General features: G+C 68.7%; 21 protein-coding genes. 17 read left to right on the top strand and 4 right to left on the bottom strand.

The annotated features are described in order from the left end of the window. Positions 1-129: 129 nt before the first annotated feature. The 3 genes from J2X34_RS00730 to mftR all read right to left on the bottom strand — a co-directional run bounded on the left by J2X34_RS00730 (position 130) and on the right by mftR (position 2,771). The gene (locus tag J2X34_RS00730) at positions 130-1,185 is read right to left on the bottom strand and encodes a ferredoxin--NADP reductase (RefSeq protein ID WP_114718803.1); all 1,056 of its coding nucleotides are present in this window, start codon (positions 1,183-1,185) and stop codon (positions 130-132) included. Between the two features lie 151 nt (positions 1,186-1,336). Further along, positions 1,337-2,140 carry a mycofactocin oligosaccharide methyltransferase MftM gene (gene mftM / locus J2X34_RS00725; RefSeq protein ID WP_429515865.1) on the bottom strand — a complete coding sequence of 268 codons (804 nt, stop codon included), beginning with the start codon at positions 2,138-2,140 and terminating at the stop codon, positions 1,337-1,339. After that, a complete protein-coding gene (gene mftR / locus J2X34_RS00720) occupies positions 2,130-2,771 on the bottom strand; it encodes a mycofactocin system transcriptional regulator (RefSeq protein ID WP_174912438.1) in 642 nt (213 codons plus the stop codon). Before mftR ends, mftM begins: the two co-directional genes overlap by 11 nt. 124 nt (positions 2,772-2,895) lie before the next feature. Here mftR and mftA point away from each other — a divergent pair, with 124 nt between their 5' ends. The 12 genes from mftA (at position 2,896) to J2X34_RS00660 (ending at position 16,902) form a co-directional block, all read left to right on the top strand. After that, a complete protein-coding gene (gene mftA / locus J2X34_RS00715; RefSeq protein WP_103143061.1) occupies positions 2,896-2,997 on the top strand; it encodes a mycofactocin precursor MftA in 102 nt (33 codons plus the stop codon). After that, positions 2,982-3,302, top strand: a complete 321-nt coding sequence (gene mftB / locus J2X34_RS00710) for a mycofactocin biosynthesis chaperone MftB (RefSeq protein WP_397484269.1) — start codon at positions 2,982-2,984, stop codon at positions 3,300-3,302. The genes mftA and mftB overlap by 16 nt, the downstream gene beginning before the upstream one ends. Before the next feature lie 61 nt (positions 3,303-3,363). Beyond that, positions 3,364-4,584, top strand: a complete 1,221-nt coding sequence (gene mftC, locus J2X34_RS00705) for a mycofactocin radical SAM maturase (protein WP_174912435.1) — start codon at positions 3,364-3,366, stop codon at positions 4,582-4,584. A gap of 35 nt (positions 4,585-4,619) precedes the next feature. After that, entirely contained in the window at positions 4,620-5,798 is a 1,179-nt protein-coding gene (gene mftD, locus J2X34_RS00700; protein ID WP_429515864.1) for a pre-mycofactocin synthase MftD, read from the top strand. 24 nt (positions 5,799-5,822) lie between these two features. Beyond that, positions 5,823-7,763 carry a mycofactocin system FadH/OYE family oxidoreductase 1 gene (locus J2X34_RS00695; RefSeq protein ID WP_114718808.1) on the top strand — a complete coding sequence of 647 codons (1,941 nt, stop codon included), beginning with the start codon at positions 5,823-5,825 and terminating at the stop codon, positions 7,761-7,763. Between the two features lie 9 nt (positions 7,764-7,772). Beyond that, entirely contained in the window at positions 7,773-8,585 is an 813-nt protein-coding gene (locus tag J2X34_RS00690; protein ID WP_114718809.1) for a mycofactocin-coupled SDR family oxidoreductase, read from the top strand. 14 nt (positions 8,586-8,599) lie between these two features. After that, positions 8,600-10,546: a mycofactocin system FadH/OYE family oxidoreductase 2 gene (locus J2X34_RS00685; RefSeq protein ID WP_114718810.1), complete on the top strand. Its 1,947-nt coding sequence runs from the start codon at positions 8,600-8,602 to the stop codon at positions 10,544-10,546. Positions 10,547-11,115: 569 nt separating this feature from the next. After that, positions 11,116-11,607 (top strand): hypothetical protein, encoded by a 492-nt coding sequence (locus J2X34_RS00680; protein ID WP_429515862.1) that lies wholly within the window; start codon positions 11,116-11,118, stop codon positions 11,605-11,607. 290 nt (positions 11,608-11,897) lie between these two features. Continuing rightward, the gene (mftE, locus tag J2X34_RS00675) at positions 11,898-12,578 is read left to right on the top strand and encodes a mycofactocin biosynthesis peptidyl-dipeptidase MftE (RefSeq protein ID WP_114718813.1); all 681 of its coding nucleotides are present in this window, start codon (positions 11,898-11,900) and stop codon (positions 12,576-12,578) included. A gap of 73 nt (positions 12,579-12,651) precedes the next feature. Beyond that, positions 12,652-14,049, top strand: a complete 1,398-nt coding sequence (gene mftF, locus J2X34_RS00670) for a mycofactocin biosynthesis glycosyltransferase MftF (RefSeq protein WP_174912421.1) — start codon at positions 12,652-12,654, stop codon at positions 14,047-14,049. Between the two features lie 2 nt (positions 14,050-14,051). Continuing rightward, on the top strand, positions 14,052-15,542 hold the full coding sequence (mftG, locus tag J2X34_RS00665; RefSeq protein WP_258557617.1) for a mycofactocin dehydrogenase MftG: 1,491 nt from the start codon (positions 14,052-14,054) through the stop codon (positions 15,540-15,542). A 40-nt stretch (positions 15,543-15,582) separates the two neighbouring features. Continuing rightward, on the top strand, positions 15,583-16,902 hold the full coding sequence (locus J2X34_RS00660) for a GAF domain-containing protein (protein ID WP_114718815.1): 1,320 nt from the start codon (positions 15,583-15,585) through the stop codon (positions 16,900-16,902). On the opposite strand, the gene J2X34_RS00655 is transcribed toward J2X34_RS00660, so the two are convergent. Beyond that, on the bottom strand, positions 16,899-18,527 hold the full coding sequence (locus J2X34_RS00655) for an AMP-binding protein (RefSeq protein WP_429515861.1): 1,629 nt from the start codon (positions 18,525-18,527) through the stop codon (positions 16,899-16,901). The genes J2X34_RS00660 and J2X34_RS00655 overlap by 4 nt on opposite strands. A gap of 259 nt (positions 18,528-18,786) precedes the next feature. Between J2X34_RS00655 and exaC the strand changes: the two genes are divergently transcribed. The 5 genes from exaC (at position 18,787) to eutC (ending at position 24,088) form a co-directional block, all read left to right on the top strand. After that, positions 18,787-20,310 (top strand): acetaldehyde dehydrogenase ExaC, encoded by a 1,524-nt coding sequence (gene exaC / locus J2X34_RS00650; RefSeq protein WP_429515860.1) that lies wholly within the window; start codon positions 18,787-18,789, stop codon positions 20,308-20,310. Positions 20,311-20,395: 85 nt separating this feature from the next. Continuing rightward, complete coding sequence (adhP, locus tag J2X34_RS00645) at positions 20,396-21,421, top strand: alcohol dehydrogenase AdhP (RefSeq protein WP_429515859.1); 1,026 nt, start codon at positions 20,396-20,398, stop codon at positions 21,419-21,421. Then, the gene (locus J2X34_RS00640; protein ID WP_114718818.1) at positions 21,418-21,930 is read left to right on the top strand and encodes a DUF779 domain-containing protein; all 513 of its coding nucleotides are present in this window, start codon (positions 21,418-21,420) and stop codon (positions 21,928-21,930) included. Before adhP ends, J2X34_RS00640 begins: the two co-directional genes overlap by 4 nt. A gap of 59 nt (positions 21,931-21,989) precedes the next feature. Continuing rightward, a complete protein-coding gene (locus J2X34_RS00635) occupies positions 21,990-23,339 on the top strand; it encodes an ethanolamine ammonia-lyase subunit EutB (protein WP_429516164.1) in 1,350 nt (449 codons plus the stop codon). Next, a complete protein-coding gene (gene eutC, locus J2X34_RS00630) occupies positions 23,336-24,088 on the top strand; it encodes an ethanolamine ammonia-lyase subunit EutC (protein WP_429515857.1) in 753 nt (250 codons plus the stop codon). Before J2X34_RS00635 ends, eutC begins: the two co-directional genes overlap by 4 nt. The last annotated feature ends 26 nt before the right edge of the window (positions 24,089-24,114 follow it).

The raw sequence follows: 24,114 nt of genomic DNA, 5'->3' as shown, positions 1-24,114 counted from the left end.
GGTCCAGTTGGACTGAACCGATCTGACATTCGGCCCCGAGCAGGACGGCGCCGGACACCGCCGGAAAGCGAGAGGCCCGACCCCACCGGACGGTGGAATCGGGCCTCTCGGAAGGACTCGAACCGAGTATCAGAACTCGATCTTGAGGTGATCGCTCACCGGCTTGGCCTGGCAGCCCAGGATGTAGCCGTTGTCGATGTCCTCCTGGTCGAGGACACCGGCGTGATCCATGGACACCTCGCCCTCGCGGACGGTACAGGCGCACGAACCGCACTCGCCCTCCTGGCAGGAGTACGGCACGTCCAGGCCCTTCGACAGCATGACGTCGACGAGGGTCTGCTTGCGCGGCCACGCGAAGCTGTGGGTCTCGCCGTCCAGCTCGATCTCGACGGTCGCGGCGTCGGCGGCCTCCTCCTCGGAGACCTCCTCGAGCTCGACGTCCTTGAACGGGTCGCCGGCGAGGGAGTTGAACACCTCGGCGTGGACCTGCGCGCGCGGCATTCCGGCGTCGGCCAGGGCGGCGTGGATGGTGTCCATGAACGGGCCGGGGCCGCACATGAAGGCCTCGTGCGACGTGAACGGGGCCGCCAGCGTCGCGAACTGCGCGGCCGACGGCAGGCCCTGCAGGCTCACGATCCAGTGGATGATCGTGAGGCGGTCGGCGTACTTGGCGGCCAGCTCGCGCAGCTCGGCCGCGAAGATCACCGAGCTCTCGTCGTTGTTGGCGTAGACGAGGACGACCTTGCCCTTGCCCTCGGTCAGCGCCGACTTGAGGATCGACATCACCGGGGTGATGCCGCTGCCCGCGCCGAACAGCAGGAAGTCGTGGTCGAGCGACTTCGGGGTGAAGACGCCCGACGGCGGCAGCACCTCGATCTGGTCACCGACGGAGACGTTGTCGCAGAGCCAGTTGGAGCCGTAGCCCTCGGCGGTCCGCTTGACGGTGACCTTGGGCGCGTCGTCGGTGAACGGCGAGCTCGCGAGGGAGTAGCAGCGGGCGACCGAGCCGGTCAGGTCGCTCGGGATGCGCAGCGTCAGGAACTGGCCGGGCTTGTACTGGAACTTGCTCTTCATGTCCGCGGGGACGTCGAAGACCAGCGACCGCGAATCGGGGGTCTCCTCGATCACCCCGGACACGGTGAGCACCGCGGATCGAGAGCTGTGCGGCACGTCGATAGTGGTCATGCGAACTCTGGTCCTCTCGTGGATCAGTTTAGAACGTGTTCTAGTTTCAGCGTAGCAGCGTAGCGACGCTACCGGGGCGATGGTAATTCTCTGCTTCCGGCTCCCGCTGATCGGGAGCGTTCTCGAGCGCGATGTCGGGGCTCTCGAGAAATCAGGCCTCGAGGACCAGCCACCCACCGTGGTGGTCGAAGACCTCGAAGGGGCGACCCGTGGATCTGCCGAGTTCGCGGAGGGTGTCGGCGTCGAACGTGCGGACGTGGCCGTGGCAGGCGGTGGCCTCGTCCTCGTACGGGACCGCGACCACGACGCGCTCACGGGCGATGCGCAGGGCCTCGGTGAGCACGGCGGCGCCCGTCGTGGGATCGACGTGCTCGAGCAGGTGGACTGCGGTGACGGTGTCGGCGCTGTCGTCGGGCACCGGGACGTTCGCGGCGTCGCACACGAGGGTGGAGATCGGGATGCCGAGGCGGGGCGCGACCGCGTCGAGCAGCGTCATGGTGCCCGGCAGGATGTCCGTCGCGGTGACCGGGACGCCCGCGCGGGCCAGGCGCAGCGGCAGGAACCCGAAGCAGGAGCCCAGGTCGAGGACGCTCCCGCGGACCAGTTCGGCCGCCATGTCGTGGATCGGCGCGAAGTCCGCGGTGCCGTCGAGGAGTTCCTCGAGCGAGTTGCGGTAGTAGACGGTCCACGACTCGAGGGCGTCCGGCACGGTGGAGCGGACCAGGCCCACCATCGTGAGCTCGAACTCCGTCTGGCCGAAGTCGGCGTCCCCGATCGATGTGGTGACCTCGGCGACCAGTCGTTCGCTGAGGGCCTCGGGGCCCAGTGCGTGCCGGACGTGCAGGGAATCCCCGCTCCGGGTCAGTGTGATCGGCCCGCTCGGGATGCGTTCGACGGTGACGTGGTCGTGCGACCACCGGCCCGGGGCGCAGGGGGCGAGCGAATCAAGCGTCATGGTGGGCGGCCCCGTTCAGGAGTGGTTCGTGCAGGTCGGCGAGGCCGGTGTAGAGCACCCGGCTGCCCTGGGCGATGAGGTCGATCAGGTCGAGCGACTCGTCGGTCAGCCACGTCTCGTACGCCCCGAGTGCGACGCCGAGCAGCAGGTAGCCGACCGTCTTGGGGAGCTGATCGGTGGGCGCGAGCCCCAGTCTCCCGGCGACGTACTCGGCGATCACCTTGCGCCAGCCGTCGTACATCACCACCGAGTACGCCTGCAGCGCCGGCACGACGAAGATCAGTTCCATGCGCCGACGGTGACCGGCCGCGACCTCGGGCGGAAAGGTGTTGAACGCCAGCACGGCCGAGACGAGGCTGTCGAGGATGGACATGTCGTCGGGCATTTCCGCGAGCAGGGTGCGCATCTCCGACATGTGCGCGTCGAAGTCGCCCCACGGCACCGCGTTCTTGGACGGGAAGTACCGGAAGAACGTGCGTCGCGCGATTCCCGCCGCTTCGGCGATGTCGTCGACGCTGGTGTCGTCGAACCCGCGGGCAGCGAACAGGTCGATGCCGACCGCCGCGATGCGGTCACGTGTCGTGGTCGGTCTCCTACCGATCCGCGACGACGGGCTCCTGCGAGTTCGCACCTGTGTGGCCTCCTTCACTAGTCATTGTGCACCCGATGCCATTACAGTGGTGAGTCGAGTCACAGTGAAGACGTCACTATGACCGCAGACTCCGCTCCTGGGGTCCGAATTGGAGGAGGAATCGATGTCCGATCGCGACAGTGTCATTTCTGCCAACGAGAGCTCGCTCGTCGAGGAGTCCCTCGTCGAAGAGGTTTCCATCGACGGTATGTGCGGCGTGTACTGATCGTGTCCACACCAGCCGCCGGCAATAGCTCGTCGGCCGGCACGATCGATCTCGACGCGGCATGGAAGCTTCACCCGCAGGTGGCGCTGCGCCCCGAACCTTTCGGGGCGCTGCTCTACCACTTCGGAACGCGCAAGCTCTCGTTCCTGAAGAACCGGACCATCGTCGCGATCGTCGAATCCCTGCCGGAGCACCCGGACGTCCGGGCCGCTCTGTCGGCTCAGGGCATCGAGGAGGATGCGGCCCGGCCGTACCTGCGCGCCCTCGAGACCCTGGCCGACTCGCACATGATCGTGCCGTCCTGATCTCTGCCTCATCTCCACACATGCACCCAACCAGACATCCCCGATGTGAGGACGCAGCCCCATGACCTCAGTTCTCGAGCCGCCCGCCCCTGCCGTGGGTCGACTAGTCGACCAGTTCGAACTCGGTCTCGACGCGCCGATCTGCCTCACGTGGGAACTCACCTACGCCTGCAACCTGTCCTGTGTGCACTGCCTGTCGTCCTCGGGGCGCCGGGATCCGCGTGAGCTGTCCACGGAGCAGTGCAAGTCGATCATCGACGAACTGCAGCGCATGCAGGTGTTCTACGTCAACATCGGTGGCGGTGAGCCCACCGTGCGTTCCGACTTCTGGGAGCTCGTCGACTACGCGACCGAGCACCAGGTGGGCGTGAAGTTCTCCACCAACGGCGTCAAGATCGACAAGAAGGTGGCACAGCGCCTCGCGTCGAGCGACTACGTCGACGTCCAGATCTCCCTCGACGGTGCGACCGCCGAGGTGAACGACGCGGTGCGCGGCCCGGGTTCGTTCGCGATGGCGGTCCGTGCGCTGGAGAACCTGGCCGAGGCCGGGTTCAAGGACGCGAAGATCTCGGTCGTCGTCACGCGCCAGAACGTGAGCCAGCTCGACGACTTCAAGGCGCTCGCCGACAAGTACGGTGCGACGCTGCGCATTACGCGACTTCGTCCGTCCGGCCGTGGCGCCGACGTGTGGGACGAGTTGCATCCCACCCAGGAGCAGCAGCGCGAGCTGTACAACTGGCTGGTCGCGAACGGCGAGGGCGTGCTCACGGGTGACTCGTTCTTCCACCTGTCCGCGTACGGTGACGCACTGCCGGGGCTGAACCTGTGCGGCGCCGGCCGTGTCGTGTGCCTGATCGATCCGATCGGCGACGTCTACGCGTGCCCGTTCGCGATCCACGACCAGTTCCTCGCCGGAAACATCGTCTCCGACGGCGGTTTCCAGCAGGTGTGGCAGCACTCGGAGCTGTTCCAGGATCTGCGGTCGCCGCAGACCGGGGGCGCATGCGCCAAGTGCGACCACTACGACTCCTGCCGCGGCGGCTGCATGGCGGCCAAGTTCTTCACGGGCCTGCCGATGGACGGCCCGGACCCCGAGTGCGTCCAGGGCTACGGAGAGTCGGCACTCGCGGCCGACCGCAGCGTGCCCAAGTCCAGCCAGGACCATTCGCGGACCGGAAAACGCGCCGAGCGTCGCACGCCGAAGGCACCGGTTCCGCTCACCCTGCTCATGCGTCCGCCGGCCAAGATCTGTGATGAAAACCCGCTTGCCGGAATGGAATAGACGAACAATATCTACCGCAGTACGAGAGGTTTGACATGGCCAAGAGTGCCTGGTTCGAGACGGTCGCAGAGGCGCAGCGGCGGGCGAAGAAGCGCCTGCCGAAGTCGGTGTATGCGGCGCTCGTCGCCGGATCCGAGAAGGGTCTGACCGTCGATGACAACATTGCGGCATTCACCGAACTGGGGTTCGCGCCGCACGTCGCCGGGCTGAGCGGTGAGCGAGATCTGTCGACCACCGTTATGGGCCAGCCCATTTCGATGCCTGTCATGATCTCGCCCACCGGTGTACAGGCAGTGCACCCGGACGGCGAGGTCGCGGTCGCGCGCGCCGCGGCGGCCCGGGGCACCGCGATCGGGCTCAGCTCGTTCGCGAGCAAGTCCATCGAGGAGGTGGCCGCGGCCAACCCGCAGACCTTCTTCCAGATGTACTGGGTGGGCGACCGCGACACTCTGCTCCAGCGTATGGAGCGCGCCCGCGCCGCGGGTGCGACCGGCCTGATCATCACGCTCGACTGGTCCTTCTCCAACGGGCGCGACTGGGGCAGCCCGTCGATCCCCGAGAAGATGGATCTCAAGGCGATGTTCCAGTTCGCGCCCGAGGGCATCACCCGCCCGAAGTGGCTGTGGGAGTTCGCCAAGACGGGCAAGGTCCCGGATCTGACGACGCCCAACCTGGCGGCGCCGGGCCAGCAGCCGCCCACCTTCTTCGGCGCGTACGGCCAGTGGATGGGCACGCCGCTGCCGACGTGGGACGACGTCGCGTGGCTGTGTGAGCAGTGGGGCGGACCGTTCATGCTCAAGGGCGTCATGCGCGTCGACGACGCCAAGCGCGCCCTCGACGCCGGTTGCTCGGCGATCTCGGTGTCGAACCACGGCGGCAACAATCTCGACGGCACCCCGGCCCCGATCCGCGCGCTGCCGGCCATCGCCGAGGCGGTCGGTGACCAGATGGAGGTCGTGCTCGACGGCGGCATCCGCCGCGGCAGTGACGTCGTCAAGGCGCTCGCGCTCGGTGCCCGCGCAGTCATGATCGGTCGCGCGTACCTGTGGGGCCTCTCGGCCAACGGTCAGGCCGGTGTCGAGAACGTTCTCGACATCCTGCGCGGCGGCATCGATTCCGCCGTGCTGGGCTTGGGTCACAAGTCGATTCAGGATCTGAGCCCCGCCGACCTGGTGGTGCCCGAGGGATTCCGTCGCGACCTGGGCGTCGGCTAGAACCCTCGCGTCGGACACGACCCGATGCGCGGCAACCTCACCGAGCAGTTCACCCTGGCCGGGCACGATGTCCCGTCCAGGGTGCTGTTCGGCCCGCACGAGACCAATCTGGGTGACGGCCGTGCGCTGTCGCCGCGCCACGGCGCGTACTACGAGCGGCGGGCCCGCGGCGGCGCCGGAGTGATCGTCACCGAGACCGCGTCCGTGCACGAGTCCGACTGGCCGTACGAGCGCGCCCCGCTGGCGGCCCGATGCGGATCAGGTTGGGCCGACGTGGTCGCCGCGTGCAGGCCGCACGGAACGCTGGTGCTGGCGGGTCTCGGGCACACCGGCCTGCAGGGGTCCAGCGCGTGGTCGCAGGCCGCGTTGTGGGCGCCGTCCCGGTTCCCGGACCCGATCTCGCGTGAGCTGCCGATGGAGATGGAACAGGCTCAGATCGAGTCGCTCGTCGAGGGTTTCGGGGCGGCAGCGCGAGTCGCAGCAGCCGCAGGGGTGGACGGGGTCGAACTCGACGCCGGCCCCTTCTCCCTGCTGCGCCAGTTCCATTCGGGACTCACCAACCGTCGCGCCGACCCGTACGGCGCCGACCGGCTGCGCCTCACCCGCGAAGTGATCTCCGCGGTGCGCGCCGAACTCGGCGACGGTCGGATCCTGTCGCTGCGACTCTGCTGCGACGAACTCGCTCCCTGGGCCGGTGTCACCCCCGACGAGGCTGCCGAACAGGTTGGTGCGCTGTCCGATTCAGTGGACCTGCTGGTGGTCGTGCGCGGCGGTCCGTTCACCACCGCCGCCTACCGGCCGGACATGCAGAGCGAGCCCGGATTCAACGTCGAGCTGTGCCGGGCGATGCGCGAGGCCGCAGGCGGACGCGTCCCGGTGGTGCTGCAGGGCAGCGTCGTCGGTGCCGATCAGGCGCAGGGCGCCCTCGACGACGGCGTCGCCGATCTGGTCGAGATGACCCGTGCGCAGATCGCGGACCCGGACCTTGTGGCGCGGGTTCGGGACGGCCTCGTGCCGCGCCCGTGCGTGCTGTGCAATCAGACGTGCCTCGTCCGCGATCCGCGCAATCCGATCGTCACGTGTATCGGTAACCCGTCGGCCGGACACGAGACGGTCGATCCCGAGCCTGTCGTCGCCGTGGAGTCGGCGCTCGTGGTGGGTGGTGGTCCGGCGGGCCTCGAGGCGGCGCGCGCGCTCGCACAGCGCGGCGTCCGGGTGACGTTGACGGAGAAAGCTGCTCGAACCGGCGGCATGCTGCGCACGGCGGCCGTCGGGGCCGGGCGCGTGCGGCTGGCGATGTTGGTCGACTGGCTCGAGGCGGAATGCCGTCGGCTCGGGGTGGACATCCGGACGGACATCGAGCTGGGCGCCGCGGAACTGGCCGAGGCCCGTGCCGCCGGGACGCTGGTCGTACTCGCGACCGGCGGCAGCCCGCGACCCGCGCCGTGCCCCGTCGGTGCCGGGGTGCAGGCGGTGACCGCGGCGGATGTGCTGGCGGGCGCGGTGCTCGAACCCGGGCCCGTCGTGCTGTTCGACCCCGTCGGTGGCCCCGTCGCGGTGTCGGTGGCGCTGTGGCTGGCCGAGCAGGACCGCGAGGTGGCGATCGCGACGCCCGATCAGCTGATCGGATCCCGGCTTGGGCCCACCGGTGATCTGGTCGGCGCGAACGCGCGCGTGCAGCGGGCGGGTGTCGCGCGGCATCTCGCGGCGATCCCGGTGTCGGCCGCCGCGGGAGAAGTGCTGCTGGAGAACCGGTTCACGGGCGTGCGGACCCGCGTACCGTGCGCAGTATTCGTGGACTGCTCGCATCGACTGCCGAACGAGTCGGTGGGCGCGGGTGGTCCGCAGGACGAGCGGATCGGCGACTGCGTCGCGCCCCGGTCCGTGCTCGAAGCTGTCCGCGAGGGTCACCTCGCGGAGTTGTCAGGGGCGTCTCGGCGCCGGTTCACGTTAGTCGACCGTTAGGAGAACACTGTGGGGCAGTTCGACGGCAAGGTTGCTTTCATCACGGGTGCGGCGCGCGGCCAGGGTCGCACGCACGCCGTGCGACTGGCGCGTGAGGGCGCATCCATCATTGCGGTGGACGTGTGCAAGTCCGTCACGGACGACAACACGTACGACGCGGCGACGTCCGAGGACCTCGCGGAGACCGTTCGCCTCGTCGAGGCCGAGGGCGCCAAGATCTTCGCCCGCGAGGCCGACGTCCGTGACAGCGCGGCGCTGAAGGCCGTCGTCGACGCGGGTGTGGAGCAGTTCGGCCGGCTCGACATCGTCGTCGCCAACGCCGGCATCTGCAACTGGAACCGCTTCTGGGAGATGTCGGACGAGCAGTGGGAGACGCTGATCGACATCAACCTCACCGGCTCCTTCAAGACCCTCAAGGCGGCGGTGCCGGCGATGATCGAGGCGGGCAACGGTGGCTCCATCATCGTCGTCAGCTCCGTCGCCGGCATGAAGGCGCTTCCCGGGCAGGCGCACTATGCGGCGTCGAAGTTCGGTCTCGTCGGCCTGACTCAGGCTGCTGCGAAGGAGCTGGGCGAGTACAGGATTCGCGTCAACTCGATCCACCCGTACGGCGTCAACACGCACATGGGTACCGATCAGGGCAGCCTCGTGATCCTGCAGCAGTACCCGCACTACGGGCCGAACTTCGCGCCGATTCTCACCGAGAAGCCGATCGCCGACCCGGACGACATCTCGGATGCGGTGCTGTGGCTCGCGGGTGACGGCTCCAAGACCGTCACGGCCAGTCAGGTGGCTCTGGACCAGGGCAACACCAAGGTCTGACCGGGCAGTATCCGATGTTGTTCTCCCCGCTCCGCCTGGGCTCGCGAACGCTGGCCAATCGGGTCGTGTTCACCGCGCACCTGACGAACTACGCGTGCGCCGGCCTGCCCACCGAGCAGCACGCCGCGTACTACGCGGCCCGGGCTGCCGGCGGAGCGGGGATGATCGTCACCGAGGAGCAGTGCGTCCACCCCTCGGACTGGCCGTACGAGAAGGTGATTCACGGGTACCGCCCCGAGGTGGTCGAGGGATACCGCAGGATCACCGATGCCGTGCACGGACACGGCACGGTGATCCTCGCGCAGCTCAATCACAACGGCGGTCAGGGGTCGGGCATGTATTCCCGCCGCCCGCTGTGGGCGCCGAGCCCGGTGCCGGACCCGTTGTTCCGGGAGGTGCCCAAGGCTCTCGCAGCAGACGAGATCGCCGAGCTGGTCGCCGGCTACGCCACCGTTGCCGGGCACTGCCGCGATGGTGGATTCGACGGTGTCGAACTGCAGGGGTCGCAGTCGTCGCTGATCCGCGGATTCCTCGCTCGGCAGACGAATCTGCGGACCGATGACTACGGCGGTGTGGTGGAGAACCGTGCGCGGTTCCTGCTCGACGTGATCGCGGCGGTGCGTGCGGCGATCGGGCCGGATCTCATTCTCGGCGTGCGGCTCTCGGGCGACGAGCAGGTTTCCGGTGGCATCGTGCTGGACGAGGCGGTGACCGTGGCGCGACTGGTGGAGGCGACGGGCGCCGTCGACTACATCAACACCACGATGGGCGTGGCGACCGAGACTCTGCATCTGGTGGAGCCGTCCATGGCGACACCACGCGGGTATGCGCTGCACATCTCCGACGCGATCCGGCGCGGTGTCTCGCTGCCGGTGGTCGGGGTAGGGCGGCTGAAGGAACCGGCGGAGGCCGAGCGGGCCCTGGTCGAGGGGCGCTGCGATCTGATCGGTGTGGTGCGCGGCCAGATCGCCGACCCGGACTTCGTGGCGAAGGCGCGGCGGGGTGCCGCCGACGAGATCCGCACCTGCCTGTCGTGCAATCAGGAATGCGTCGGACGTATGGGGCTGGGGCGGTGGCTCGGATGCGTCGAGAATCCGCGTGCCGGTAGGGAATCGGTGCCGCTGCCGCGACCGCGCATGCCCGGACGTCGCGTCGTGGTGGTGGGCGGTGGCCCGGCCGGGTTGTCTGCCGCAGCGACCGCGGCCGAGCGTGGGCACAGCGTGACGCTGTACGAGCGGTCGGGCGTGCTGGGTGGGCAGATGCGAGTGGCGGCCTCGGCGGCCGGCCGCGGTGAACTCGGCGATCTGGTGTGGAACCTGGCGGGGGAGTGCGAGCGCCGCGGCGTGCGGATCGAGACGGGGGTCGACGTCGGCGTGGACATGCTCGGCGAACTGGCGCCGGATGTCGTCGTCGTGGCGACGGGCGCGCGTCCGGTCCGGCCGTGGTGGGCGGGAGAGTGCACACGCGTCGTCCATGCCCGCGATGTCCTCGAGGGGCGGGCCGATCCGCACGGCCGTGTTCTCGTGGTGGACGAACTCGGTTTCCAGCAGGGGCCGTCGGTGGCGGAGACCTTGGCAGCGCGCGGGTGCGCGGTGACGATCGCGTCGCCCGGCATGAGCGTCGCGCAGGACCTCGGTGTCACCCTGGACATGGAGGGGTGGCAGCGGCGCGCGCACCGCGCCGGCATCGAACAGTGGACCGACGTCGGGGTCGTCGGTGTCGTCGGGGAATCGGGCCGGCTGCGGGTGGCGATGGAGTACCACCTGACCGGAGACTCGCGCACGGACGGATTCGACTGGGTGGTGTGTGCGATCCACCAGGAACCCGACGAAGGTCTGTGGAAAGCATTGTCGCGCAGCAATTCCGTCCCGTTCGAGGTGCATCGCATCGGGGACGCCGTCACACCGCGGCGCTCGCACGCCGCGGTGCTCGAGGGGTATCAGGTGGCGGTGTCGCTGTAGATCCCGTGTTCAGGCAGCCTGAGGGCCCGCTCTGTTGTGCGCCGGGATCGGCTTCTTGTGGGGGTCGATCGAACTCGGTGGTGTGAACCTGGGTGGCGACCTTCGTGGTGTGCGGGTGGTGCGGCCGAGGTCGAGTGGGGCGCCATCGTCCATGAGGACGGGTGTAAGAGTGCAGTCGCAGGCGATGCGGCGGGCGGTATCGATGGTGAGCGGCCCCACCCACGGCATCCAGGCGACGTCGGCGTCGTCGAGGAGTTCGCGGTAGGCGTGGCGATCTGTGGGCGTGGTGTCAGCCTGGACGGGCTGTGTGCGAGGGGCTCGATCCGCTCAAAGGAGGTATCCGATGAGCCGTAGCCGCCTGGTGGCCGGTTGCCATCGTCCTCGGGACCACATGGCTGGTTGTCGAACTGACTCGGCGGCTCGAGCAGCGTCAATGGTCGCCAGCCGATCTCCACCAACGCGTTGGGCGGGCGCGTATATCGTCAATGCTGCAGGTGTCCAAGTCATTTACGAAATCATAGGTGTGTTGCCAAACCTGTATTGGTGCCCCGCTGGTTACCATGTAACGCATGAGTGTGCCCGGTTTCCCGCGTATCACCTCCGTGGACGAGGACGGGTTCATATGCCTTGTCGCCGCAGGCCCCTACGACGGATTCGTCGGTACAGACTGGGGGTTGGACGAGCTCCTGACGCGGTTCGCCGAACAGATGAGCCGCGGTGCACTGTTCGTCGCCTACGCGGGTCCCGATGCCGCAGGCGGAGAGCTGCGGATCGTCGCGGAGGGGTCGTCGCAGCGGGCCGAGCGGGAAGCGGCAGGAGTGATCGACGCGGCCGACGGCGTCTGGCTGACTGACTACACGCAACTCACGATGGCCGCGCAGTTCGACGATGAACGACCGGAGCCCGACGATCCCGACTCCCGACTCTCGGTCCCCGCAGGACGATATCGGATCCTGCTCCGCGAGTTCGCGTCCGACGACGACCCGGTCTTCGAGCTCGTTGTCTCTCCGGCCGGTGTCGACGACACGGTGACGCACGCCGTGGTCCCGTGGTTTGAGTAGGAACCGCAGTGCCCGCCGAAAAGTGCTGACCTGCAATCTGTCCCGAGCACTCGACGATCGCTCCCGGAGGGTGTTGCGAATGGTCGGTGGTGAGCCAGTGCAGGATGGCGGCGAGGCGGCGGCGGAGTGGTAGTTGCGCTTCTGCGCCGAGGTGTTCGCGCCACCACCGTCGCAGGCGCAGCCGAAGCTCTCGTGTCCACACGCCGCCTGAACCCTGCCAACTTCTTGGCGCAAGACAGAACGGTGGGTGGATCGGGTTCGCGTGCAAACGAGCCGCCTACGATCGACCGATGGACCTCGCCTCCACCCCGTGGCCGGACGTCGCCCGGGACGCGCTCACCGTCGCGGTGCCGGTCGGCTCGTTCGAGCAGCACGGCCCGCATCTGCCGCTGGACACCGACACCCGGATCGCGTCGGCGGTGACTCGTTCCCTCACCGACGTCGTCGCGGCGCCCGCGATCGAGTACGGCGCGAGCGGGGAGCACGAGGGGTTTCCCGGCACCGTCTCCATCGGCTCGGGCGCGCTCGAGACCCTCCTCGTGGAGTACGGCCGGTCGGTGTGTCGGTGGGCGCGGCGCGTCGTGTTCGTCAATGGGCACGGCGGTAACGGTCCTGCGCTGGTGAAGGCCGTCGAGCTGCTGCGCTACGAGGGCCGCGACGTGGCCTGGCTGCCGTGCGCGATACCCGGCGCCGACGCGCACGCGGGTCGAACCGAAACATCCCTGCTGCTGCACCTTTCACCGCGCGACGTCGCGATGGACCGGGCCGAGTCGGGAAACACTGCACCGATCGTCGAGTTGATGCCGCAGCTGCGGTCCGGTGGCATGCTCGCCGCGACCCCCAACGGCATCCTCGGGGACCCCGCCGGAGCGTCCGCCGAGGAGGGCGAGCGGCTGTTCGCCGATCTCGTTCGCCGGGCTGACGAGGCAATCGAGGGCTGGTCCCTGCGACCCGACGGGCGGCTCGTGTGACGGGTGTGGCGATTCGTCCGGGTTTTTTGCAGCAAGTTCTGCCCGTTACCGCATCGAGCCTTACCATCGTCTGATGCAGCATGCTCGCCTGCCCGACGGGTTCGGGATCCGTATCGATCCCAAGGTGCGCGCCTACTCGGGAGGCAGGGTCCTGATCGGCGGCTCACCGATGCGAATGCTCAAGCTCGCGCCGGCCGCTGCCGCGATGATCGGGGACGGCTACCTCGAGGTCGTCGACTCGCAGACCGCGGTGGTCGCGCGGCGTCTCCTCGACTCCGGCGTCGCGAACCCGCGTCCCATGGCCACTCCGTCGCCGAGCGACGTCACCGTCGTGGTGCCGCTGCGGGACAACGTCGACGGCATCGCCCGGCTCGTTCCGGCGCTGAAGGGGCTCAACGTCGTCGTCGTGGACGACGGCTCGCGCACCCCGCTCGAGCTGCCGGACCTCTCGGGGTGCACGGCGCACGTGACGCTGCTGCGGCACGAGACCTCTCGCGGTCCTGCCGCGGCCCGCAATACCGGATTGCGCTCCGCCGAAACGCCTTTCGTGGCGTTTCTGGATTCGGACGTGCTGCCGAAGACGGGGTGGCTCGAACGGATGCTCGGTCACTTCAGCGATCCTGCGGTCGCGCTCGTCGCGCCGCGGATCGTCGCTCTCGAACCCGAGGGGTCGATGCTGGCCCGCTACGAGCACGCGAGGTCGTCGCTGGACCTCGGGCGGAAGGAGGCGGCGGTCCGCTCCGGCAGCCCGGTGTCGTACGTGCCGAGCGCCGCGATGCTGGTGCGACGGGACGTCCTCGTCGAGGTGGGCGGCTTCGACGAGTCGATGCACGTCGCCGAGGACGTCGACCTGTGCTGGCGGCTCCAGGAGGGCGGTTGGCGCCTGCGCTACGAGCCCGTGGCGCACGTCGCCCACGACCACCGGGTCTCGTTCGGGAAGTGGTTCACCCGCAAGCTGTTCTACGGGACCGGGGCGGCGCCGCTCGCGGCCCGGCACGAGGGCATGGTGCCGCCGGTCTCGATGTCGAAGTGGACGCTGTTCGCGGTCCTCGCGGCGGCGACATGCACCCGGATCGGGCTGCTCGGCAGCATCGCCACCCTGCTGGTGACGATGCTGCGTCTGCGCCGCACGTTCCGCGAGCTGGATCAGCCCACACGCATCGCCGCGATCCTCGCCGCCCGTGGGTTCGTCGGTGGCGTGTGGCAGCTCGCGTCCGCGATGTGCCGGCACTACTGGCCGGTGACGCTGCTCGCGGTCCTGCTGTCCCGGCGGATCCGGCGACTGGCATTCGTCGTCGCCGTCACCGAGGGCGTCGTGGACTGGTCGACGCACCGCGAGCCCGGCGGGCTGGGGCCGGTGCGGCACACCGCGTTCAAACGTCTCGACGACGTCGCGTACGGCGCTGGGCTGTGGCAGGGTGCCGCCCGTGCCCGTGACCTGCGGGCGCTGACGCCGCGTATCGGCAGCTGACGGTGGACCGGGGCAGCCCGGAGATCCGGGAGATTCCAGCGTCGGCGGATGTCGTCGTGATCGGCGGCGGTTCGTGCGGAAGCGTGGTTGCCGGACGGCTCAGCGAGGACCCCGACCGTCGGATTCTGCTCGTCGAATCCGGTCCGGGCCATCGGATTCCCGCCGAGTTCCCGCCCGAACTCGTCGACGCGGGTGTGCTTCCGGTGGGGCCCGACAGTCGTTGGATCTGGCCGTACCCGGTGGAGTTGACGAGAGGCCGCACGGGCTGGATCGCGCGTGGACGCGTGCTCGGCGGTTCGGGCGCTGTCAACGGGGGGTACTTCGTGCGGGCGCAGGTGGACGACTTCGCGAACTGGCCGGCGTCGTGGTCGTACGAACACGTGCTGCCGTACTTCAGGACGATCGAGTCCGACGCCGACTTCGACGGTCCGTGGCACGGCACGACGGGCCCCATTCCGGTGCGTCGCGAGCCCGCCGATCGCTGGCATCCGGTGAGCGCGGCGTTCGCCGACGTCGCGCACGCCGCGGGACATCCTGACGACCCCGACAAGAACGCGCCCGGGTCGCACGGCATCGGCCCGGTGCCGCTGAACATCCGCGACGGCGTCAGGGTGGGCCCGGCGTCGGCCTACCTGCTGCCGAATCTGGACCGGCCGAACCTCACCGTCCGATCCGACACCACCGTCACCCGGGTGTTGTTCTCCGGTACACGGGTAGTGGGACTCGAGGTCACCACCGACGGGCGCGTGGGGACGATTCGGGCGTCGACGGTGGTGCTCACCGCCGGCGCCGTCGCGACGCCGCACCTGTTGATGCTGTCCGGGATCGGCGACGCGGAACATCTGACGACGCTGGGAATTCCGGTGGTCGCGAATCTACCGGCGGTCGGTTCGGAGTTCAGTGACCATCCCGAGGTGGTGCTGCCGTACCGGTACCGGCGCCCGGTCTCCCGAACCACGCGGACTCCGGTCCTGCAGGTGACGCTCAACACCGAGGACATCGAAATGCGGCCCTACACGGCGGCATTCGGTGATCTGATTCCCGGATCGGGAATCGGTAAGCCCTGTCTGGGAGTGGTGCTGATGAAGCCGCGCAGCCGTGGCGAGATCCGCCTCGTGTCGGCCGACCCCGGCGATGCGCCGACCGTGTCGTACCGGTATCTCGAATCGGAGCGGGACCGGGAGGCGCTGCGATCGGGGGTGGCCCACGCCGCCGACCTCATGCACTCCGGGCCGATGAGCAGGCTGCTCGAACCCGAGCGGATCGAGACGTCCGACGACTGGCTGGCCGACCATCTCGGCACGTCGCTGCACCTGTCGGGGAGCTGCCGGATGGGCGTCGACGAGGAGTCGTCGGTGGTGGACGAGCGGTGTCGCGTCCACGGAATCGACGGTTTGTACGTCGTCGATACGTCGATCCTGCCGTCGGTGCCGAGCCGTGGGCCGCACGCCACCGCCGTCATGGTTGCCGAACGCGCCCATACCTTCATGTGAGTGGCGTTACAGTAGCGTCTGGTGTTGATGGAGGGAGTCGATGACAGGTCAGGAGTTCGGCCCACGCAATCCGTGGATTGCGTTGCGCCCCGGCGACGATTTCGCGGTGCTCGCGGAACGGACGTCATCGGCGCATCAACTGTTTGTTGAATCGGTCGACGCCGAAACCGAAACCGAAACCGAAACCGATGCCGTCCGGTCGGTCGTCCGAGAGTCGTGGCTGCGTAGCCGTGGGAGCGGAGTGAGTCCGGACGTCGTCGACGACGCGGTGGCACTCGACGGTGCCGCACTCGCGCAGCACCGGGCCGCGCATCCGCTGTCCGCGATCCGTCCGGTGGTGCGACAGTTGCTGGTCGAGGACACCGCGGACACCGGTCTGCTCGTCGCGCTCAGCGACGCCCGTGGCCGGTTGCTGTGGGTCGACGGCGACTCGTGGGCGAAGGACCGCGCGCTGAGCATCAACTTCGTCGAGGGCGCCGACTGGAGCGAGGACCGCGTGGGTACCAACGCGCCCGGCACCGCACTCGCGCTCGACCACGTCGTCCAGATCTACGCGGCCGAACACTTCAACCGCGCGTGCCACGAGTGGAGTTGCTCGGCGGCCCCGATCCACGACCCGGTGACGGGGCGGGTGATCGGTGCGCTCGACATCACCGGCGGACCCCGGGTGGCGGTGCCGGAGGCGCTCGCCCTCGTCCGTGCCACGGTTGCGGCGGCAGAGGCGGAAATGCGGTTGCAGGCCTTGGCGGCCCCGCGACCGCCGTCGACGTCGGTGCCCCGCCTCGAGGTGCTCGGGTCGGGGCGCCCGGCCTTGGTCCTCGACGGTGAGCGGCACGATCTGTCGCGCCGGCACGCGGAGATCCTGCTGTTGCTCGCGGAACACCCCGAGGGTCTCGCTGCGGATCATCTCGCGGTGCTGCTCGACGAGACCGAACTCGATTCGGTCACCGTGCGGGTCGAGATGTCGCGTCTACGTAAGGTTTTCGGTGCCAACCGGCTGGGTTCACGACCGTACCGCCTGCTCGCGCCGCTCGAGTCCGACGTCGGCGACGTGCGGTCGATGCTCGATCGTGGCGATCTCGAGTCGGCGCTGCGCCTGTACGACGGCCCGGTGTTGACGGGCTCGGATGCGCCCGGCATCGAGGACGTCCGCGAGGAACTGCGCATGCGCGTGCAGGCGACGGTCCTGCGTGGTGGTGATGCGCGTCTGCTCGCCTCGTGGACCAGTTCGATCCACGGTCGTCACGACCGCGACGCGTGGGTGGCCTACCTGTCCACACTCGATCACGGCTCGCCGCAGCATACGCAGGTGGAGGCCCTCCTGCGTATGCTCGACCGACGGTTCGGTGCGGGCTACTAGCCCTGTGCCCCTATCGATTCCGACGACGCGATCGCGGTGGCCCACCGGTAGTCGGCCTTCCCCGCAGGGGTCCGCTTGACCTCGTCGACGGACACCATGGCGCGCGGGACCTTGTATCCGGCGAGCGTCTTGCGGCAGTGCTCCTGGACGTCGTCGAGCGTCAGCTCCGCGGCGTCGGGGTACACCGCGATCACTGCCGCGACCCGTTGCCCCATCCGCTCGTCGGGCACCGGTACGACGAGGGCGTCGGCGACCGAGGGGTGCGCGTGGAGGGCGGCCTCGACCTCCTCCGCGAAGACCTTCTCGCCGCCCGTGTTGATGCACTGCGATCCGCGTCCGAGGAAGACGATGGTGCCGTCCGCCTCGATCGTGCCCATGTCTCCCAGCACCGAGATGCGGGTGCCGTCGGCGCGGGTCGGGAAGGTGCGTGCCGTCTTCTCCTCGTCCTTGTAGTAACCGAGCGGGACGTTGCCGATACGGGCGATGTACCCCACCTGGTCGGACCCCGCGGGGATCTGGTTCAGGCCCTCGTCGACCAGGATCATGTTGGGGGACGGTGCCATACGTAGGGTGCCGTTCTCGTCGATGGTGAACGAGCCGTCGTTGCCGGATTCGGAGGCCCCGAAGTTGTCGCGCAGGAGCAGGTCCGGCTTGATCGCGAGCATCCGTTCCCGCACGCTGACCGACCAGACCGCTCCGCCGGACGTGATCGAGGCCAGCGAACTGAAGTCGATCTCACCCTGGCGGCGTTCCATCTCGTCGACCAGGGGCAGGCCCATCCCGTCGCCGACGATGAGGATCACCTGGAGTGATTCCTTCTCGATCGCCTCGACCATCTTGCGAGGGTCGAAGTTCTGCATGAGTACCACCCGCGCGCCGAGGGTGAAGAACGTGAACAGTGAGTTCAGTGCGGCGCCGTGCATAAGGGGTGCGGCGATCAGGTAGGCGCGGTCGGGGAACTCCTTTGCCGCAGCGGCGATCTCGGCATGGTCCTTACGGGGCTCCGGACCGTAGGGATTGCCACAGGACAGTGGCCTGCGGAAGAAGTCGTCCTGGCGCCACATGACGCCCTTGGGGTATCCGGTGGTGCCTCCCGTGTAGAGGACGAACTGGTCGTCGCCGCTTCGCGTGTCGAACTCCGCGGTGGGCGGTAGGTCGTGGATGTCGGAGAACGGAACCACTGCGATCGACCGCGCGTCGGTTGCCGCTCGCAGTTCGTCGGTGGTCTCACCGACGACGATCACGGTCCGCACCTGCGGGCAGGCACCGAGGAGTTCGGCGAGGTTGCGCTGATGCTCAGGGAGTTCGACGACCACCGCGACCGAGTCCGAGTTGGTGAAGATGTACTCGAGTTCGGCGGAGGTGTACCGGTAGTTGACGTTGATCGGCACCGCGCGGATCTTGATCAGTCCCAGGAGTGACGTGACGTGCTCGACGCTGTTCTTCATGAACAGCGACACGTGCTCGCCCGGCCCGATGCCGGACTGTGCGAATAGCTGTGCCGTCCGGTTCGCCTCGGCATCCAACTCTGCGTACGTCCGGTGTTCGCCCTCGTATGTGAGCGCGACGCGGTCGGGGACTGCCGCCGCGACCGTTTCGAAGACATCCGCCAGATTGAACTGCATCAGCATTCCTTTCAGAACCACGCGACTCGGCCGGTGAAACGTATTTCATTTCATTCGCACATTAGCCAGAGGAATGCCGGGTTGGGCGCGGTTTCCGACATCGCGATTCCGGCAGCTTCCGGGGGACGGCTCGGACGTCCGCGCACCCGTCCGCCGCGCAGTTGTGACCTTTGATCCGGCGTGGTCGCAACGTCGGCGTGTCTAGTGTCCTATATCACACCCCGGCGTGGGGAGGTGACAGCACAGACAGGAGTCTTCGATGAGCGTATATGCCCGCCCGGGTTCGCCCGACGCCCTGATGTCCTTCGAATCGCGGTACGACAACTGGATCGGTGGCGAGTGGGTGGCGCCGGCGAAGGGGCAGTACTTCGAGAATCCGACCCCGGTCACCGGAAGGTCCTTCTGTGAGGTCGCGAGGTCGACGGCCGAGGACATCGACCTCGCGCTCGATGCCGCCCACGCCGCCGCGCCCGCCTGGGGTAAGACGTCGGTGGCCGAGCGGGCAGTGGTCCTGAACAAGATCGCCGACCGGATGGAGCAGAACCTCGAGAAGATCGCGCTCGCGGAGTCGTGGGACAACGGCAAGCCGATCCGCGAGACCCTCAATGCCGACATTCCGCTCGCGATCGACCACTTCCGCTACTTCGCGGGCGCGATCCGCGCGCAGGAGGGCTCGCTCTCGGAGATCGACTCCGACACCGTCGCGTACCACTTCCACGAGCCGCTCGGCGTGGTCGGGCAGATCATTCCGTGGAACTTCCCGATCCTCATGGCGACGTGGAAGCTAGCCCCCGCCCTGGCTGCCGGGAACGCCGTCGTCCTCAAGCCCGCCGAGCAGACGCCGGCTTCGATCCTGTACCTGTTCTCGCTCATCGGCGACCTGCTCCCCGCGGGTGTCGTCAACATCGTCAACGGTTTCGGCACCGAGGCCGGGAAGCCGCTCGCGTCGAGCCCGCGGATCAGGAAGATCGCGTTCACTGGCGAGACCACCACCGGCCGGCTGATCATGCAGTACGCGTCGCAGAACCTGATCCCGGTGACACTCGAACTGGGCGGGAAGAGCCCCAATGTCTTCTTCTCCGACGTCCTCGCCGCCGACGACGACTTCCAGGACAAGGCGCTCGAGGGCTTCACGATGTTCGCGCTCAACCAGGGCGAGGTGTGCACGTGCCCGTCGCGTGCACTGATCCAGAAGGACATATTCGACGACTTTCTCGCGCTCGCCGCGGTGCGCACGAAGGCTGTTCGTCAGGGCGATCCTCTCGACACCGAGATGATGATCGGCGCGCAGGCGTCGAACGATCAGCTCGAGAAGATCCTGTCGTACATCGAGATCGGCACGAACGAGGGCGCCCGGCTGATCACCGGCGGTGAGCGGGCCGAACTGGGCGGCGACCTGGCGGACGGCTACTACGTGCAGCCGACGATCTTCACCGGCGACAACGGCATGCGGATCTTCCAGGAGGAGATCTTCGGCCCGGTCGTGTCGGTGACGTCGTTCGCCGATTACGACGACGCCATCGCGATCGCGAACGACACCCTCTACGGTCTCGGTGCCGGCGTGTGGTCGCGTGACGGCGGCGTCGCGTACCGGGCCGGACGCGACATCCAGGCAGGCCGGGTGTGGACCAACACCTACCACCAGTATCCGGCGCACGCGGCGTTCGGCGGTTACAAGCAGTCCGGAATCGGCCGCGAGAACCACCACATGATGCTCGACCACTACCAGCAGACCAAGAACCTGCTCGTCAGCTACGCGCCCGGGGCGCAGGGCTTCTTCTGATCCGATTCCGATCCGACAGCACAGCGCGCGTCGCCCGCAGGTGTTGTCCGCGCGGGCGCCGCGCCCCACACCATCGGAGGTTCTCATGACCGAGACGATGAAGGCCGCGGTCGTCCGCGAGTTCGGAAAGCCCCTGTCCATCGAGGAGGTGCCGATACCGCGGCCCGGCCGCGACCAGGCGCTCGTGAAGGTCCGCTCGAGCGGTGTCTGTCACACGGATCTGCACGCGGCCAAGGGCGATTGGCCGGTCAAACCGGAGCCACCGTTCATCCCGGGACACGAGGGCTACGGCGAGGTGGTGGAACTGGGGGAGGGCGCGACCGAACTCGCGGTCGGTGATCTCGTCGGCAACGCGTGGCTGTGGTCGTCGTGCCTCGAGTGCCGGTACTGCCGCACCGGCTGGGAGACGCTGTGCGAGAAGCAGATCAACGGCGGCTACACCGTGGACGGTTCATTCGCGGAGTACATGCTGGTCGACTCCCGCTTCGCGGCACGGGTTCCGGCGGGCGCCGATCCCATCGAGGTCGCTCCGGTCCTGTGCGCCGGGGTCACCGTCTACAAGGGGCTCAAGGTCAGTGACGTCATACCGGGTCAGTGGGTGACGATCTCCGGCATCGGCGGGCTCGGCCATGTCGCGGTGCAGTATGCGACGGCGATGGGGCTGCGGGTCGCCGCGGTCGACGTCGCCGATTCCAAGCTCGCGCTCGCGGCCCGCTACGGCGCCGAGGTGCTCGTCAACGCGTTCGAGGAGGACCCGGTCGAGCGGGTTCGGCAGGCCACCGGCGGAACCGACGCGGTGCTGGTGACCGCGGTCAATCCGGCCGCGTTCAGGCAGGCGATCGGCATGGCCCGACGCGGCGGCACCATCACGTTCATGGGACTGCCTCCCGGGGACTTCCCGACCCCGATCTTCGACACCGTCCTGGGAGGACTCACCCTGCGCGGGTCGATCGTCGGTACCCGCCAGGACATGGCCGAGGCGCTCGACTTCTACGCTCGCGGGTCGATCCACCCCACCGTGCACACCCGTCGGCTCGAAGACATCAACGACATCTTCGACGAACTCGATCGCGGAATGGTCGACGGCCGCATCGTTCTGGACTTCGCGTGAGTCCCGCGCCTGCCCGGGCGGTCGTGACAGCGGCCGCGGCCGCCTTGCTGCGACACCTCGCCGACGTCCACGGACCGCTGATGCTGCACCAGTCCGGCGGCTGCTGCGACGGATCGGCGCCGATGTGTTTCCCGTTGGGGGAGTTCGTGGTCGGCGACCGGGACGTGCTGCTCGGTGTCCTCGACCTGGGGGCCGGTGTCGGCGAGACGTCGGCGTCCGACCCCGAGGACGACGACGCGGTCCCGGTGTGGATCTCCGGCCCCCAGTTCGACGCGTGGAAACACACACAGTTGGTGCTCGACGTCGTGCCCGGCCGCGGCGCCGGATTCAGCCTCGAAGCACCCGAGGGGGTGCGGCTGCTCAGCCGCGGCAGGGTGTTCGGCGCCGACGAACTCACCGTCCTCGCGGGGGTGGCACCGATCCTCGGAATCGACTGGGAGCGGGGCGCCCGCCCCGGTCCGTCGCCGGTGCCGCTCGTCGTCGCGAAGGCGGGGGAGGACGTCGGGTGACCGTATACAGCCGGCAGATCTCCGGGACCACCCACACGTTCGACGGGCTGGTCGACCTCATGGCGAGGGCGACCCCACTACGTTCGGGTGACGAGTTGGCCGGGTGCGCAGCAGGATCCGATGCCGAGCGTGCCGCCGCGCAGTGGCTCCTCGCGGACCTGCCGCTCGAGACGTTCCTGAACGACCTGGTGGTGCCGTACGAGGACGACGAGGTGACCCGCCTCATCGTCGACTCCCACGACCGGATCGCCTTCGGCCCGCTCTCGCACCTGACGGTCGGCGGCTTCCGGGACTGGTTGCTGGCGACCACCGCGACACCCGACGCGGCCGCGACCCTCGCCGCCGTCTCGCGGGGTCTGACCCCGGAGATGGTGGCCGCGGTCAGCAAGATCATGCGCAACCAGGACCTGATCGCCGTGGCACGCGCGATCACGGTGACGTCCGGCTTCCGGACCACGATCGGGCGGCCGGGCACTCTCGCGACGCGACTGCAGCCCAACCATCCCACCGACGATCCGCGTGGTATCGCGGCCGCGATGCTCGACGGATTGTTGCTGGGCTGTGGGGATGCGGTGATCGGCATCAACCCGGCCACCGATTCGCCGCACGCGACGTCCGACCTGCTGCACCTGCTCGACGACATCCGTCGGCGCTTCGACATCCCGGCGCAGTCGTGCGTGCTCTCGCACGTCACGACCACGCTCGACCTCGTGAACTCCGGTGCGCCGGTCGATCTCGTCTTCCAGTCGGTGGCGGGAACCGAGGGCGCCAATTCCGGTTTCGGCGTGAACATCTCGCTGCTGCGGGAGGCGAACGAGGCGGGGCGGGCCCTGGGCCGCGGCACCGTCGGCAACAACGTCATGTATCTCGAGACCGGTCAGGGCTCGGCCCTGTCCGCGGGCGCCCATCTCGGGACCGGCGGGCGTCCCGTCGACCAGCAGACGCTCGAGGCCCGCGCGTACGCCGTCGCGCGCGATCTCGAGCCGTTGCTGGTGAACACCGTCGTCGGCTTCATCGGGCCGGAGTACCTGTACGACGGCAAGCAGATCGTCCGGGCCGGACTCGAGGACCACTTCTGCGGAAAGCTGCTGGGTCTGCCGATGGGTGTCGATGTCTGCTACACCAACCATGCCGAGGCCGATCAGGACGACATGGACACCCTGCTCACCCTGCTCGGCGCCGCCGGGACGGCCTTCGTCATCACCGTCCCCGGCGCCGACGACGTCATGCTCGGATATCAGAGCCTGTCGTTCCACGACGCGCTGTACGTCCGGCGCGTGCTCGGACTGCGACCGGCGCCCGAGTTCGAGGCGTGGCTGCAACGCCTGGGCATGGCGGACGCGGACGGCCGGATCCTGCCCGCCGACGTGGACTCGTCGCCGCTACGCGAACTGGTGACCGGCCGATGACGGACTTCTGGGACGAACTGCGGCGCAGCACCCAGGCGAGGATCGGCCTCGGCCGCGCCGGCGATTCGCTGCCCACCGAGCGGGTGCTCGAGTTCCGGGTCGCACACGCCGCCGCCCGGGACGCGGTGCACGAACCGCTCGACGTCGACGCCTTCGCCGCGGGGGTCGCCGGAGTCGGGCTCGGCGCACCGGCCGTCGTGCGCAGTCGCGTGCGCGACCGCGGCGAGTACCTGCGTCGCCCCGACCTGGGCCGCGTGCCGGAGACGCTCGAGCCGGTGGCCCGGACTGACGCGGACATCGGCGTCGTCCTCGCCGACGGGTTGTCCCCACGTGCCCTCACCGACCACGGCGTGCCACTGCTGGGGGCACTGGCCGAGGCCTTGTCCGACCGGTACCGCATCGCACCGCCCGTGGTGGCGACCGGCGCGCGCGTCGCGCTCGGGGACCACATCGGGAAGGCGCTGGGCGTGCGCACCCTCGTCGTCGTGATCGGCGAGCGTCCCGGGTTGTCGGTGGCCGACAGCCTCGGGATCTACCTCACGCACCGGCCCCGACCGGGTCGCGCCGACTCCGACCGGAACTGTGTGTCCAACATCCACCCGCCCGACGGCCTCGGGTACCGGGACGCGGCGCGGGTGGTGTCGGTGCTGGTCGACGGCGCGCACCGGCTGGGACGTTCGGGGGTCGCGCTCAAGGACACCTCGCGTTCGGACCCGCTGACGTCCCCGCCCACGATTCTCGAGTTGTAGGTTTCTCCTGGACTTATCGCACACAC

The sequence above is a fragment of the Rhodococcus sp. BE178 genome (assembly GCF_050433545.1).
Taxonomy (GTDB): domain Bacteria; phylum Actinomycetota; class Actinomycetes; order Mycobacteriales; family Mycobacteriaceae; genus Prescottella.
The sequence above is the reverse complement of the archived record's forward strand: the minus strand, read 5'-3'. Positions and strand labels throughout refer to the sequence as shown.